The sequence below is a fragment of the Variovorax raffinosi genome (assembly GCF_051216615.1).
Lineage (GTDB): Bacteria > Pseudomonadota > Gammaproteobacteria > Burkholderiales > Burkholderiaceae_C > Variovorax.
The window spans coordinates 320,545-333,532 of sequence record NZ_JBPJZR010000007.1; the positions used below are offsets into that span (position 1 = coordinate 320,545).

14 protein-coding genes are annotated in these 12,988 nt (G+C 66.3%); 2 read left to right on the forward strand and 12 right to left on the reverse strand.

Annotated features, from left to right (window positions below):
- The first annotated feature begins 124 nt into the window (after window positions 1–124).
- Together ACSFB7_RS22110 and ACSFB7_RS22115 are read left to right on the forward strand one after the other, a co-directional pair.
- Window positions 125–1,237 (forward strand): ABC transporter substrate-binding protein, encoded by a 1,113-nt coding sequence (locus ACSFB7_RS22110; RefSeq protein ID WP_435473955.1) that lies wholly within the window; start codon window positions 125–127, stop codon window positions 1,235–1,237.
- A 178-nt stretch (window positions 1,238–1,415) separates the two neighbouring features.
- On the forward strand, window positions 1,416–2,528 hold the full coding sequence (locus ACSFB7_RS22115; RefSeq protein WP_435473957.1) for an ABC transporter substrate-binding protein: 1,113 nt from the start codon (window positions 1,416–1,418) through the stop codon (window positions 2,526–2,528).
- A gap of 16 nt (window positions 2,529–2,544) precedes the next feature.
- On the opposite strand, the gene ACSFB7_RS22120 is transcribed toward ACSFB7_RS22115, so the two are convergent.
- The 12 genes from ACSFB7_RS22120 to ACSFB7_RS22175 all read right to left on the reverse strand — a co-directional run bounded on the left by ACSFB7_RS22120 (window position 2,545) and on the right by ACSFB7_RS22175 (window position 12,608).
- Window positions 2,545–2,694, reverse strand: a complete 150-nt coding sequence (locus tag ACSFB7_RS22120; RefSeq protein ID WP_176801245.1) for a hypothetical protein — start codon at window positions 2,692–2,694, stop codon at window positions 2,545–2,547.
- Window positions 2,695–2,819: 125 nt separating this feature from the next.
- Window positions 2,820–4,514, reverse strand: coding sequence for an MFS transporter (locus ACSFB7_RS22125; RefSeq protein ID WP_435473959.1), 1,695 nt, complete (start codon window positions 4,512–4,514; stop codon window positions 2,820–2,822).
- A gap of 180 nt (window positions 4,515–4,694) precedes the next feature.
- Window positions 4,695–5,342: a 2-hydroxychromene-2-carboxylate isomerase gene (locus tag ACSFB7_RS22130; protein ID WP_435473961.1), complete on the reverse strand. Its 648-nt coding sequence runs from the start codon at window positions 5,340–5,342 to the stop codon at window positions 4,695–4,697.
- On the reverse strand, window positions 5,339–5,605 hold the full coding sequence (locus ACSFB7_RS22135) for a DUF1289 domain-containing protein (RefSeq protein WP_435473963.1): 267 nt from the start codon (window positions 5,603–5,605) through the stop codon (window positions 5,339–5,341). The genes ACSFB7_RS22130 and ACSFB7_RS22135 overlap by 4 nt, the downstream gene beginning before the upstream one ends.
- The gene (locus tag ACSFB7_RS22140) at window positions 5,602–6,090 is read right to left on the reverse strand and encodes a YbaK/EbsC family protein (RefSeq protein WP_435473965.1); all 489 of its coding nucleotides are present in this window, start codon (window positions 6,088–6,090) and stop codon (window positions 5,602–5,604) included. The genes ACSFB7_RS22135 and ACSFB7_RS22140 overlap by 4 nt, the downstream gene beginning before the upstream one ends.
- 30 nt (window positions 6,091–6,120) lie before the next feature.
- Window positions 6,121–6,768 carry a homoserine/homoserine lactone efflux protein gene (gene rhtB / locus ACSFB7_RS22145; protein ID WP_435473967.1) on the reverse strand — a complete coding sequence of 216 codons (648 nt, stop codon included), beginning with the start codon at window positions 6,766–6,768 and terminating at the stop codon, window positions 6,121–6,123.
- A gap of 32 nt (window positions 6,769–6,800) precedes the next feature.
- Window positions 6,801–7,721, reverse strand: a complete 921-nt coding sequence (locus tag ACSFB7_RS22150) for a hydroxymethylglutaryl-CoA lyase (RefSeq protein ID WP_435473969.1) — start codon at window positions 7,719–7,721, stop codon at window positions 6,801–6,803.
- Between the two features lie 166 nt (window positions 7,722–7,887).
- Window positions 7,888–9,057: an acyl-CoA dehydrogenase family protein gene (locus tag ACSFB7_RS22155; RefSeq protein WP_435473971.1), complete on the reverse strand. Its 1,170-nt coding sequence runs from the start codon at window positions 9,055–9,057 to the stop codon at window positions 7,888–7,890.
- Entirely contained in the window at window positions 9,054–10,280 is a 1,227-nt protein-coding gene (locus tag ACSFB7_RS22160; protein ID WP_435473973.1) for a CaiB/BaiF CoA transferase family protein, read from the reverse strand. Before ACSFB7_RS22160 ends, ACSFB7_RS22155 begins: the two co-directional genes overlap by 4 nt.
- Before the next feature lie 136 nt (window positions 10,281–10,416).
- A complete protein-coding gene (locus ACSFB7_RS22165) occupies window positions 10,417–11,436 on the reverse strand; it encodes a Bug family tripartite tricarboxylate transporter substrate binding protein (protein ID WP_435473975.1) in 1,020 nt (339 codons plus the stop codon).
- 30 nt (window positions 11,437–11,466) lie between these two features.
- Window positions 11,467–11,862, reverse strand: coding sequence for a cupin domain-containing protein (locus tag ACSFB7_RS22170; protein WP_093246572.1), 396 nt, complete (start codon window positions 11,860–11,862; stop codon window positions 11,467–11,469).
- Window positions 11,859–12,608 (reverse strand): IclR family transcriptional regulator, encoded by a 750-nt coding sequence (locus tag ACSFB7_RS22175; RefSeq protein WP_435473977.1) that lies wholly within the window; start codon window positions 12,606–12,608, stop codon window positions 11,859–11,861. The genes ACSFB7_RS22170 and ACSFB7_RS22175 overlap by 4 nt, the downstream gene beginning before the upstream one ends.
- Window positions 12,609–12,988 lie beyond the last annotated feature (380 nt).

Sequence of the window (12,988 nt, forward strand, 5' to 3'; positions counted from 1 at the left end):
GTCACATGCTTGGTGGCCGCGCAGGGGTTTGTCTGGATGGCATTTGGGACACTTTCAGAAACAAATACGACGTTTGTTTGCACACGTTTTCGCCGCTGCTGGCGGCCGCTCCTGAAAGGTTTACATGACGAAGACGCGCACGCTTTGCGCCGCCGCCCTGCTGGCTTTGACGGCCATGGGTGCATCGGCCCAGCTCCTGATCGGCCAGACCGCCGGCATGACCGGTTCGGTGGCCGCGAGCGTGAACGAAACCATCGGCGGCGCGCAACTGGTGATCGATGCGGCCAATGCACAGGGCGGCATCCACGGCGAGAAGATCGAGGTGATCCGCATGGATGACGGCTTCGACGTCAAGCGCGCCAGCGAGAACGCACGCACGCTGATCGAGGACAAGAAAGTGCTGGCGCTCTTCATGAGCCGGGGCACGCCGCATTCGCAGGCCATCATTCCGTGGCTCGACAAGTACGACGTGGCGCTCATCGGCCCGTCGACCGGCGCGATGGTGCTGCACAAGCCGCTGCAAAGGCATGTGTTCAACGTGCGCGCCACCTACCAGCGCGAGGCCGAGAAGGCGGTGCAGCACCTGCTGACCATCGGCCTCACGCGCATTGCCGTGGTCTACGTGACCGACTCCTTCGGGCAGGACGCGCTCGAAGGCGCAATGACCGGCTTCACCAAGGGCAAGGCCAAGCCCATCGCCACGGTGCCGGCCGACCGCGACAAGCCCGACTACAAGGCCATCGTGCCGGCCATCAAGGACGCCAATGCGCAGGCCGTGCTGTGGATCGGCTCGGGCGTCGCGGTGGTCGACGGCATCAAGGCGCTGCGCGCCTCGGGCTCGGCGGCGCAGGTGGTCACGCTGTCGAACAACGCATCGTCGGGCTTCATCAAGCAACTGGGCGATGCGAGCAAGGGCGTGATCGTGACGCAGGTGTTCCCGAGCGAACGCTCGCTCGGCCAGCCGATGGTGAAGGAAGCCATCGCACTCGCGCAGGCCAAGGGCCAGACGGAACTGTCGCCGGCCGCGCTCGAAGGCTTTGCCTCGGCCAAGGTGCTGGTCGAGGCACTGCGCCGCGCCGGCCCCAAGCCCACGCGCGCCAAGGTGGTGGCCGCGCTCGAAGGCCTGCGGGGCTACGACCTGGGCGGCGGGCTGGAGGTGAGCTACTCGCCCACGGACCACAGCGGGATCGACTTCGCGGACCTGGCCATCATCAGCGACGGGCGGTTCAAGCGCTGAGTTCCAGCCCTCTTTAACCCTTTGCCAACGGCCCGCCGGTCAATCGGCGGGCCGTTGCTTTTTGAGGCTCTGGAAACAATGGTTTGACAGGGTTTCCGCGAGCAAGTGAATGTCACTTTCAGCAACACATTACACACCTGCTGACAGAGGCCCTCGCCTCGCGGAAAGGCTTTGCTCGATGAAGAAGACGTTCACGTCCTGCGCCGCTGCGCTTCTCCTGGCGGCGGTGGTTCCAGGCGCATCGGCCCAGATCCTGATCGGCCAGTCGGCCGACCTGTCGGGCCCGGTGGCGGCCAGCGTGAAGGAAACCATCATGGGCTCGCAACTGGTCATCGACCAGGTGAACGCCCAGGGCGGCATTCATGGCGAGCAGATCGAGATGATCCGCATGGACGATGGGCTCGACGCCAAGCGCTCGCTCGAAAACTCGCGCGTGCTCATCGAAGACAAGAAGGTCGTGGCGCTGCTGCTGAACCGGGGCACGCCCAACACGCTCGCCATCATTCCGCTGCTCGACAAGTACGGCGTGGCGCTGGTGGGCCCTTCGACCGGCGCGATGGCGCTGCACAAGCCGCTGCAGAAGAACATCTTCAACGTGCGCTCGACCTACCAGCGCGAGGCCGAAAAGGCCGTGCAGCACCTGCAGACCACCGGCATCCAGCGCATTGCCGTGGTGCAGGCCGACGACTCCTTCGGCAAGGACGCGATGGAAGGCGCGAACAAGGGCTTCGAGAAGGCGAACCTGAAGCCCGCCGTGGTGGCGCTGGCCGACCGCAACAAGCCCGACTACAGCGCGATCATTCCGCAACTGACCAAGGCCAATGCGCAGGCGGTGCTGTGGATCGGCTCGGGCACCGCGGTGACCGAAGGCATCAAGGCGCTGCGGGCCACCGGCTCGGCGGCGCAGATCATCACGCTGTCGAACAACGCGGCCTCGGGCTTCATCAAGGAACTGGGCTCGGCCAGCGCCGGCGTGATCATCACGCAGGTGCTGCCCTACGAGCGTTCGTTCGGCCATCCGCTCATCAAGGAAGCGCTGGCGCTCGCCAAGGCCAAGGGCCAGAACGACCTGTCGCCCGCACTGCTGGAAGGCTTCGTTGCCACCAAGGTGCTGGTGGAGGCGCTGCGCCGCACCGGCCCCAAGCCCACGCGCGCGAAGCTGATCGCCACGCTCAACAACTTCCAGTACGACGTGGGCGGCGGGCTCGACGTGAGCTATTCGCCGACCGATCACACGGGCATCGACTACGTCGATCTCTCCATCGTCAGCGACGGCCGCTTCAAGCGCTAGCTAGGCGCCGCGCGCCTTACTTCGGCGCGGCAGCGGGCGCGGGTTCGTGCGTGGTGGTGTCGCCACCGTGCTTCTCGCCCGACATGTCGACCTTGTCACCGGCCTTCGAGATCACGAACAAGGCGATGGCCGCAAAGATGACGAAGCCGACTGCAATCTTCCACATGGGGGTTGTCTCCTGGGTTGCTGATGATGATGCTGATGCGTTCAAGAAAAAGGCCTCATGCCCTCCGGCATGAAGCCTCTTTGTTGAACGGAGGGCCCGTGCCCTCCTTCCTGTGCGGCTGAAGATCAGTCGTTGGCGTAGATGTCCACGTCCTTGGTCTCGCGGATGAACAGCGTGCCGATCACCAGCGTGATGCCCGCGATGATGATCGGGTACCAGAGGCCGTTGTACATGTTGCCGGTCGAGGCCACGATGGCGAAGGCGGTGGTCGGCAGCAGGCCGCCGAACCAGCCGTTGCCGATGTGGTACGGCAGGCTCATCGAGGTGTAGCGGATGCGCGTGGGGAACATCTCGACCAGCATCGCGGCGATGGGGCCGTAGACCATCGTCACCAGCAGCACCAGCCAGAACAGCAGCAGGATCGTCATCACCTTGTTGATCTTCGCGGGATCGGCCTTGGACGGGTAGCCGGCGATCTTCAGGTCTTCGGCCACGCCCTTCTTGAAGGCGGCGATTTCCTTGGCGGAGCCTTCGTCGAACTTGGAGTTCACGACGTTGCCGATGGGCGCTTCGACCGTCTTGTCGCCGATCTTCACGACGGCCTTCGAGCCCGGCGCGCCGGCCACGTTCTCATAGCTCACCGAGTTCTGCACGAGGTAGCGCTTGGCGATGTCGCACGAGCTCTTGAAGTCGATCTCGCGGGCCACCGGGTTGCCCTGGAACGAGCACGACGCCGGGTCGGCCGTCACCGTCACACCGGCCGTGGCTTGCGCACGGGCCAGGTCGGGGTTGGCGGCTTCGGTCAGCATCTTGAAGACCGGGAAGTAGGTGACCACGGCCAGCAGGCAGCCGGCCATGATGATCGGCTTGCGGCCGATCTTGTCCGACAGCGTGCCGAAGATCACGAAGAAAGGCGTGCCCAGCAGCAGTGCCGCGGCAATCATCAGGTTGGCCGTGGTCGCATCGACCTTCAGTTGTGCCGTCAGGAAGAACAGCGCGTAGAACTGGCCCGAATACCAGACCACCGCCTGGCCCGCCGTGAGGCCGACCAGCGCAAGAATGACGATCTTCAGGTTCTTCCACTCGCCGAAGGACTCGGACAGCGGCGCCTTCGAGGTCTTGCCCTCGGCCTTCATCTTCTGGAAAGCGGGCGACTCCGACAGCGTCAGGCGAATCCACACCGAGATGCCCAGCAGCAGGATCGACACCAGGAACGGAATGCGCCAACCCCAGTCGTTGAACACCGCTTCGCCCAGGAACTCGCGCACGCCCAGGATGACCAGCAGGCTCAGGAACAGGCCGAGCGTGGCCGTCGTCTGGATCCACGAGGTGTAGGCACCGCGCTTGCCGTGCGGCGAGTGCTCGGCCACGTAGGTGGCCGCACCGCCGTACTCGCCGCCGAGCGCCAGGCCCTGCAGCATGCGCAACGCAATCAGGATCACCGGCGCCGCGACGCCGATGGTCGCATAGCTGGGCAACAGGCCGACGATGAAGGTCGACAGGCCCATGATCAGGATCGTCACCAGGAAGGTGTACTTGCGCCCGATCATGTCGCCCAGGCGGCCGAACACGATGGCGCCGAACGGACGCACCAGAAAGCCCGCGGCGAACGCCAGCAGCGCGAAGATGAAGGCGGCGCCCGCATCCAGGCCACTGAAGAACTGCTTGGCGATGATCGCGGCGAGCGAACCGTAGAGGTAGAAGTCGTACCACTCGAACACGGTGCCGAGCGAGGAGGCGAAGATGACTTTCTTCTCCTCCGCTGACATGGGCCGGGGGGCCGGATGCGGCACTCCCCGTGAATCTAGTGTGGCTGCCATTGGTCGTCTCCTGGTTGTATGCGTTCATGCGGTTCCCCGATTCCGGAGACCGTGAGGCATTCTTGGAGGCGTGACTGACCCGAGGCTTTCGCGAAACTGAATCGACGCTTACGGATTAGGGTGAAACCCGCGCGGCGCGTTTCAGCCTGTAAGAAATCAGGCCCTTGCCCGGGTTTTCACTCAGCCCGGTTTGCTGCTGCGCAGCAGAGACGGACGCTGGTCGGCGGCGGTCCATTGCGGGCCGTCGAACCATGCATCGCCAGTGAGATAGGCACGCAGCATCGCGAGGCCGTCGAAGCCCCAGAACAGCCGGCCATCGACCACATAAGTCGGAGTGCCGAACACGCCGAGCTGCAGGGCTTCGTCAGTGTTGCGCTTGAGCAGGGCCTTGCTCTCGTCGCTGCCCGCTTCGCGCTTCGGGTTCAGTTGCGCAGTGAGCGCGGCAAGGCGCGTGGCATCGCCGGCTTCTTCACCACCGCGCCACACGTTGCGCAGGATGGTCTCGGCCACGAGGCGGCTGATGCCGCCGTCGTCGCTGGTCGATACCGCAAGGCGCAGGTGCGGCAACGGGTTGTAGGGGTGCGTGGCCGGCATCTCGATGGGAATGCCGTGGGCTTGCCCCAGCCACAGCACGTGGCGATAGGTCCAGCTTCGCTTCGAAGGAATCTCCGCCGGGCCGAGCTGGCCGTGCTGCTTGAGCAGCGCGCCGAGCAGCACCGGCTTGTAGGCCACGCTGTAGCTCAGCCCTTCGAGCGCCTCGGGCAGGTGCTCGAACGCGAGGTGCGCGTAAGGCGAGATGAAGTCGAGATAGAAATCGATGTGCTTCATGCGTGGGTATCTCCGGATTCTTCCGGGATGCGCCAGATGCCGGCCCGGGCCCGCAACTCTATCGCGCGCCACACATGGCGCCGCGCATCGTCTTCCATCTTGCTCCAGCCCGCGATCTCGGGAATGGTGCGCAGGCACCCTTCGCAGAAGCCGCTCAGGCGGTCCATGCGGCAGACCGAAGAGCAGGGCGAAGGCACGTCTTCGGGCAGGTCGCGCACGGCCACCGCGCGATCGGCCAGCGTCTCGGCTTCAGCGAAATTCACACCACGTCCGCCACCGGCGCGCCGGTGAGCGTTTCAAGGTCTTGCGGCTTCAGTTGGAACACCGCGTGCGGATGGCCTGCAGCCGCCCAGATTTCGTCGAAGCGGAACAGCTCGCGGTCGATCAGCACCACGGGTTTTGTCACGTGCCCCACGGGCGACACGCCGCCGATGGTGAAGCCGGTGCTCGCCTTCACGAACTCGGCATCGGCGCGGCCGGTCTTGCCGACCAGCGCATCGACTTTTTTCTCGTCCACGCGCTTGTCGCCCGAGGTGATGACCAGCACCGCCGCCTCGTCGCTTTTGCGGCGGAAGATGATGCTCTTGGCGATCTGCCCGACGGAGATGCCGAGCGCATCGGCCGCCTGCTGCGCGGTGCGGCAGGCGTCGTCGAGCATGCGTGGCGAATGGGGATGGCCGGCGTCCTGCAGCACGCGGGAGACGCGCTGGACGCCTTCGGGGAGGGAGTGGAGTTCAGAGCCGCACATGGGTTGTGAATCTATCAGCGTGCGCCGCCGTCAGGCGCTGCGCTTGAACATGAACAGGAACGCGCCCATCGCCATCAGCACGCCGCCGAAGACGCGGTTCTGCGCGCGCCGGGCACGCACGCTGCGCAGCATGCCCTGCAGCCGCGCGGCCAGCCAGGCGTAGCCGTGCATCACGGTGACGTCGACCATCACCGTCGTGGCCAGCAGCACCAGCAGTTGAAGCCACAGCGGGCGCGTGGGCTGGATGAACTGCGGCAGCACCGCCGCCATGAAGACGATGCCCTTGGGGTTGGTCACGTTGGTCAGGAAGCCGCGCAGCACGCGCTGCGGCGCCGTGAGGTCGGGCTCGCGCGCCGATTCGGCCGCGCCGCCATCCGCTGCTGCCACGGCCGCGACCGGTGCGCGCCACTGGCGCCAGCCCAGCCACAGCAGGTAGCACGCACCGACCACCTTGATGACCGTGAACGCGGTGGCCGAAGCGGTGAGCACCGCGCCCACGCCGAGCCCCGCCACCAGCAGGATCACCGCCAGCCCCAGTTGCAGGCCGACGATGGTCGCGGTGGTGCGGCGCACGCCGTAGCTGAGCCCATGGCTCATGCTGAGCACCGCGCCCGAACCGGGCGACACCGCGATGACGCAACTGGCCACCAGAAACGCAAGCCAGACATGCAGGTCCACGAAAACTCCTGTGCGTGTGTGTTGTTGTGGGCTCAGCCGGCCCGCTTGGTGCGGATGGCTTTCGACGCGCGCGAGTTCGGCTCACGGCCCAGCGCTTCGCTGATGTAGACGCCCGCGTCGATCAGCTTGTCGAGGTCGACGCCGGTTTCGATGCCCATGCCGTGCAGCATGTAGACCACGTCTTCGGTCGCCACGTTGCCCGTCGCGCCCTTGGCGTAGGGGCAACCGCCGAGGCCGGCCGAGGACGACTGGAAGTTCCACACGCCGAGTTCGAGCGCCGCCAGCGTGTTGACCAGCGCCTGCCCATAGGTGTCGTGAAAGTGGCCAGAGATGGCAGCTACATCGAAGTGCGCCAGCGTGGCCTCCATCGCCGCCTGCACCTTGCGCGGCGTGCCCACGCCGATGGTGTCGGCCACGTCCACACGCTGCACGCCAATGCCCTTCATCAGTTGCGCGAGGTAGCCGACCTTGGCCGGCGCGATCTCGCCTTCATACGGGCAGCCGACCGTGCACGACATCGCGCCGCGCACACGGATGCCCTTCTCCAGCGCCGCGGCCACCACGGGCGCGAAGCGCTCGATGCTCTCGGCAATCGAGCAGTTGATGTTCTTCTGGCTGAAGGCTTCGCTCGCGGCGCCGAACACCACGATCTCGTCGGGCCACTCTTCGCGCGGCGCGGCAATGGCGGCCTCGAAGCCCTTCATGTTGGGCGTGAGCACCGAGTAGCGCACACCGGGCTTGCGCACGATGCCGTGCATCACCTCGGCGTTGTCGGCCATCTGCGGCACCCACTTCGGACTCACGAAGCTGGTGACCTCGATCTCCATGAGCCCGGCGTCCTGCAGGCGTTGCACGAGGCCGATCTTGATGTCGGCGGAAACAGGCTGCTTTTCGTTCTGCAGGCCATCGCGCGGGCCGACGTCGACAAGCTTGACTTGGGTGGGGAGTTTCATGGGATGTCTCTTGTGTCGCGGGAGGATGAGAAACCGCCACCCATTGTCCGACACATGGAAATGCCCTGCTTGGTACACAACTCGCGGAAGGTAGCAATGCGCGCCTGTGTGGTTGCAAATGGTGCCAGGCGCAGGCCGCCGGGTGTGCACCGGCAGTGGCGAAGGATCAGTACGACTTCGGCAGCCCCAGCGCCTTCTCGGCGATGAAGTTCAGGATCATCTGCGGGCTGACCGGTGCGATGCGCGGGATGTAGCTCTCGCGCAGCAGGCGCTCGACGTGGTATTCCTTCGCGTAGCCCATGCCGCCGAGCGTGAGGATCGCGTTTTGGCAGGCGTCGTGCGCCGCCTCGGCCGCGAGGTACTTGGCCGCGTTGGCCTCGATGCCGCAGGGCTCGCCCGCGTCGTACAGCGTGGCCGCCTTGAAGACCATCAGGTCAGCCGCTTCCAGGTTGGCCCAGGCACGTGCCAGCGGATGCGCCACGCCCTGGTTCTGTCCGATGGGTCGGCCGAACACGATGCGCTCCTGCGCGTACTGCGAGGCGATGCGCAACGCGGCGCGGCCGATGCCGATGGCCTCGGCGGCGATCAATATGCGCTCGGGGTTGAGCCCGTGCAGGATGTATTCGAAGCCGCGCCCTTCCTCGCCGATGCGGTCTTCTTCCGGCACTTCGAGGCCGTCGATGAAGAGCATGTTCGAGTCCACCGCCGCACGCCCGAGCTTGTGGATCTCGCGCACCTCGACCTTGCTGCGGTCCAGCGGCGTGTAGAACAACGTGAGGCCCTGCGTGGGCTTCTTCACCTGGTCGATCGGCGTGGTGCGCGTGAGGATCAGCATGCGGTCGGCCACCTGCGCGGTCGATATCCAGATCTTGCGGCCGTGCAGCAGGTAGCCGCCATGCGGCTGGCGCACCGCCTGCGTCTTCAGGCTGGTGGTGTCGAGCCCCGCATCGGGTTCGGTCACGGCGAAGCAGGCCTTCTCGGTGCCGGCGATCAGCGGTGGCAGGAAGCGCTGGCGTTGCGCTTCGGTGCCGAACACCACCACCGGGTTGAGCCCGAAGATGTTCATGTGCACCGACGACGCACCCGACATGCCCGCGCCCGACGCGCTGATGGCGCGCATCATCAGCGCCGCCTCGGTGATGCCGAGCCCCGCGCCGCCTTGTGCCTCGGGCATCGCGATGCCGAGCCAGCCGCTTTCGGCCACGGCGCGGTGGAACTCGTGCGGGAACACGGCGCGGTCGTCGTGGTCGCGCCAGTAGTCGGCGGGGAAGTCTTCGCACAGCCGTTCGATGGCCGCGACCAGCGAGCGCTGGTCTTCGTCGAGGGAGAAATTCATTCGCTGTTGTCCTTGGGTGGGTTCGGCTGTGCGGTGATGCCGCGCGCAAGCATCCGGTCGATCTCGTCGTTCGCGTAGCCCGCTTCACGCAGCAGCTCGACGCTCTGTTCGCCGATGCGCGGCGTGGGGCGTCGGATGGCGGCGGGCGTGGCGCTGTAGCGACCAACCGGCGCGAGGGTGCGGATGCGGCCCTCGGTCGGATGATCGAACTCGGGGAAGAAATCGACGGCGCGCAGGTGCGGGTCGTCGAGCAGGCTTTCGGTGGTGTGCAGGCGCGCGACCGGAATGTCGGCGGCTTCCAGCGCGGCCATCCAGGCATCGCTGCTGCGCGTGGCCATCACTTCGGCCACGAAGGCATAGACCGCGGCGATGTTGGCGGCGCGCGCCGTGTGCGTGCCGAACATCGGCGAGCTGCGCAGCTCGGGCCGGCCGATCACGTCGAAGAAGGCCTGCCAGTGCTTGTCGTTGTAGATGAGCACGCCCAGGTAGCCATCGGCCGTGGCGTAGGGCTTGCGGTGTTCCGCCAGCAGGCGCGCATAGCCGGTGGGGCCGAGCGGCGGCTCGAAGCTGTGGCCGCCGAGGTGGTCGCCCATCACGAACTGCGAGAGCGCCTCGAACATCGGCACCTCGACCGACTGGCCCTGGCCGGTGCGCTGCGCATGCAGCACGGCCGCCAGCAGTGCGATGGCCGCCTGCAGCCCCACGGCGCGGTCGGCCAGCGTGACTGGGGCATAGCGCGGCGCGCCGCCGCTTTGCTGCGCGAACAGCGAAGCGACGCCGGCGGCGCCCTGGATCAGGTCGTCGTACGCGGGCTTGCCGGCGTAGGGGCCTTCTTCGCCGTAGCCGAAGGCACCGAGGTAGACGATCTTCGGATTGACTGCGGCCACGGCCTCGTAGCCGAGCCCGAGCCGCGCCATCGCCTGCGGGCGCGTGTTGTAGATGAGCGCATCGCAACCGGCCGCGAGCCGCAGGCAGGCCTCGAGGCCCTCTGGCTGCTTGAGGTCGAGCACGATCGAACGCTTGTTGCGGTTCAGGTGCATCGCCATCGCACCCATGCCGGGATGACGCATCGGCCCGACCGCGCGCAGGTTGTCGCCGGCAGGCGGCTCGACCTTGACGATGTCGGCACCGAGATCGCCCAGCGTCTGCGTGGCGTAGGGGCCCATCACCACGGCGGTGAGGTCGAGGATGCGGATGCCTTGAAGAGGTCCGGAGGTATTCATGTCTTGGTCTTCGCTCCTTCCCCTTCCGGGGGAAGGTTGGGATGGGGGCAGGCAGAGCGCCCAATGGATACGCCGCTTGCCCCCACCCCTGCCCTCCCCCGGAAGGGGAGGGAGAAATTCAAATTCAACGCCCTGCTCATTCGGGTTGAATGCCCGCAGCCTGAATCAGCTTCTTCCACTTCGCCAGCTCAGACACAGTGAACGCCCCCAGCTCTTCCGGCGTGCTGCCGAACGCATCGAAGCCCAGCTTTGCCACGCGCTCGCGAAACACCGCGCCGTTCGCCATGCCCGACAAAGCCTTGTTGAGCTTCAGCACAATGTCGCGCGGCGTGCCGGCCGGCGCGAACACGCCGTTCCACGACGTGATGTCGAAGCCCTTCAGCTCTGGCGTGTCGGCCAACGGCGGCAGTTCGGGAAAGAGCTTGGTGCGCTCCTGCGTGGTGACCGCAATCGCGCGCATCTTGCCGGCCTTCACCGTGGCGAGGCCCGCCGCAAGATCGACCACCATCATCGACACCTGCCCGCCGATCAGGTCGGCAATCGCGGGCGGCGTGCTCTTGTAGGGCACGTGCAGCATCGGCACGCCGCTCATGCGCGAGAGCGTGGCGCCGCACACGATGCCGGTGCTGTTGCCGCTCGCATAGGTCAGCTTGCCGGGATGCGCGCGGCCCCAGGCCAGCAGCTCGGCCACGCTCTTCACGGGCAGGTCGTTGTTGACCACCAGCATGAACGGCAGGTTGCCCATGCGGCTGACGGGCGCGAAGTCCTTCACCGGGTCGTAGGGCAGGTGCTTCATGAGGCTCGGGTTGGCCGAGTGCGTGGTGTTGGTCGTCATGAAGAGCGTGTAGCCGTCGGGCGCGGCCTTGGCCACCGCCTCCGCACCGATCACGCCGTTGGCGCCCGCCTTGTTGTCGACGATGACCGAGCCCTTCAGCGCCTCGCCCAGCATCTGCCCGGTGATGCGCGCCACCGCGTCGGTGCCGCTGCCGGCCGCGAAGGGCACGACGATGCGGATCGGCAGCTTGGGGTAGCCACTGTCCTGCGCAAAGGCCCAAGGCGCCGCGCCGACGAGGCCCGTGGCCGCACCGATGGAAATGAAACGGCGGCGGCTTGCCACCGCGACCGATGGCTCGGTCGCGTTCTTCGTTGTCTGCATGGTTTTTGTCTCCGGGGTTGTTGTCGTCGCTCAGGGCCGGATCACGCGCTCCGGCGATTCCTCGTACGGCGGGCTGTAGATCACCAGCACGCGCACCGGCTCGTCGCTCACCACCGTGAAGGTGTGCATGGCGTCGGCCGGAAAGAAGCAGCTGTCGCCGGGGTGCAGCTCCTGCCGCTGTCCGCCCACCTCGGCGACCGCGCGGCCTTCGAGCATGTAGCAGACCTGCTCGATACCGGGGTGCGCATGCGGCAGCGCGCCCTTGCCCTTCTGGATGTGGCCCACCAGCACTTCGAGCTGCTTGGCGCCCACGGTCTCGGGGCCGATCAGCCGCTTGTTCAGCGTGCCGGTGTGGTTGGCCGGGTGGTAGCCGGCGATGTCGGCTTCCCGAACGAAGTAGCGGGGTGTTGTGGCGGTGGTGGTCATCGGGGGTTCTCTGTCTTGGGTTCGATCGCGAGGCAGGCGGAGCGCAGCATCGCGGCGATGTCTTCGATGCGCGCTTCCATGCGGTAGCGCGGGCCGGCGACCGAAATCGCATAAGCCTCGCCGCCGATGCGCAGCGGCCATGCGAGGCCGATCAGGTCGGGAATGCTTTCGCCGAGGTTGCCGTACCAGCCGCGCGCGGCACCGCGCTGCAATTCGGCTTCGATGGCGTCGGCGGTGGTGAGCGTGGCGTCGGTCAGCGGCGCGAGCGTCATGCCATCAAGCAGCTTGCGGCGCGCATCGGGCGCGAGCGTGGACAGCAGCGCGCGGCCCAGCGAGTTGGCGTACGCCGGGCGGGTTTCGCCGGACTCGGTGGAATAGCGGATGGCCTGCGGCGCGCTCAGCACTTCCAGGTAGACCACCTGGCCCACGTCGCGGAACTTGCCGAACACCACGGTCTCGCGCGCCGCATCGCGCAACTCTTCGAGCGTGGCCTTGACGCGGTCGAGCACCGGATCGTGCGCGGCGATGACCTGCGCCATCGCGAGCAGCCTGCCGGTCGGGTAGTAGCCCTGGCGGCGGCCGGTTTCATACATGTAGCCCTGCTCTTCGAGCGTGCGGATGAGGCCGAGGCAACTCGACACGGGCATGTCGAGCAGGCGCGCCATCTCGGACAGCGCAAGGGGCTGCTTCTCCCGGGCGAAGAGTTCGACGATCTCGATGACGCGGAATGCAGTTTTCACAACCATGAATTAATTTTCACACTTGTGAAAAACAAAGTGATCAGGGTTTCCCCTGCCGATGCTTTTTCTGGGCGCGCTTGTTTTAGGCGCTGCTGCTGCTGTTCAGGGCGAGTGCGAATGACACCAGGTGCTCCCCTCCGCGAATGTCCCCCGGGGCGCTGCGCGCCCCTCCTCCTTTATTTCGCTGCGGGGAGCACCCGGTGTCATTCGCACAGGGACACGCTGCTGGTGATCGCCGATCAACCAGTGCTCTGAGCGCTCACGTCGATACGGGGCTCTTTTTCGCGAAATTAAGGAGGAGCGAAGCGGGGGAGATTCGCGAAAAAGAGCACCGTGTCGGCGTGAGTGCCGCCCTGAACAGTAGCGCCCCCAAGCAAGCAAGACCC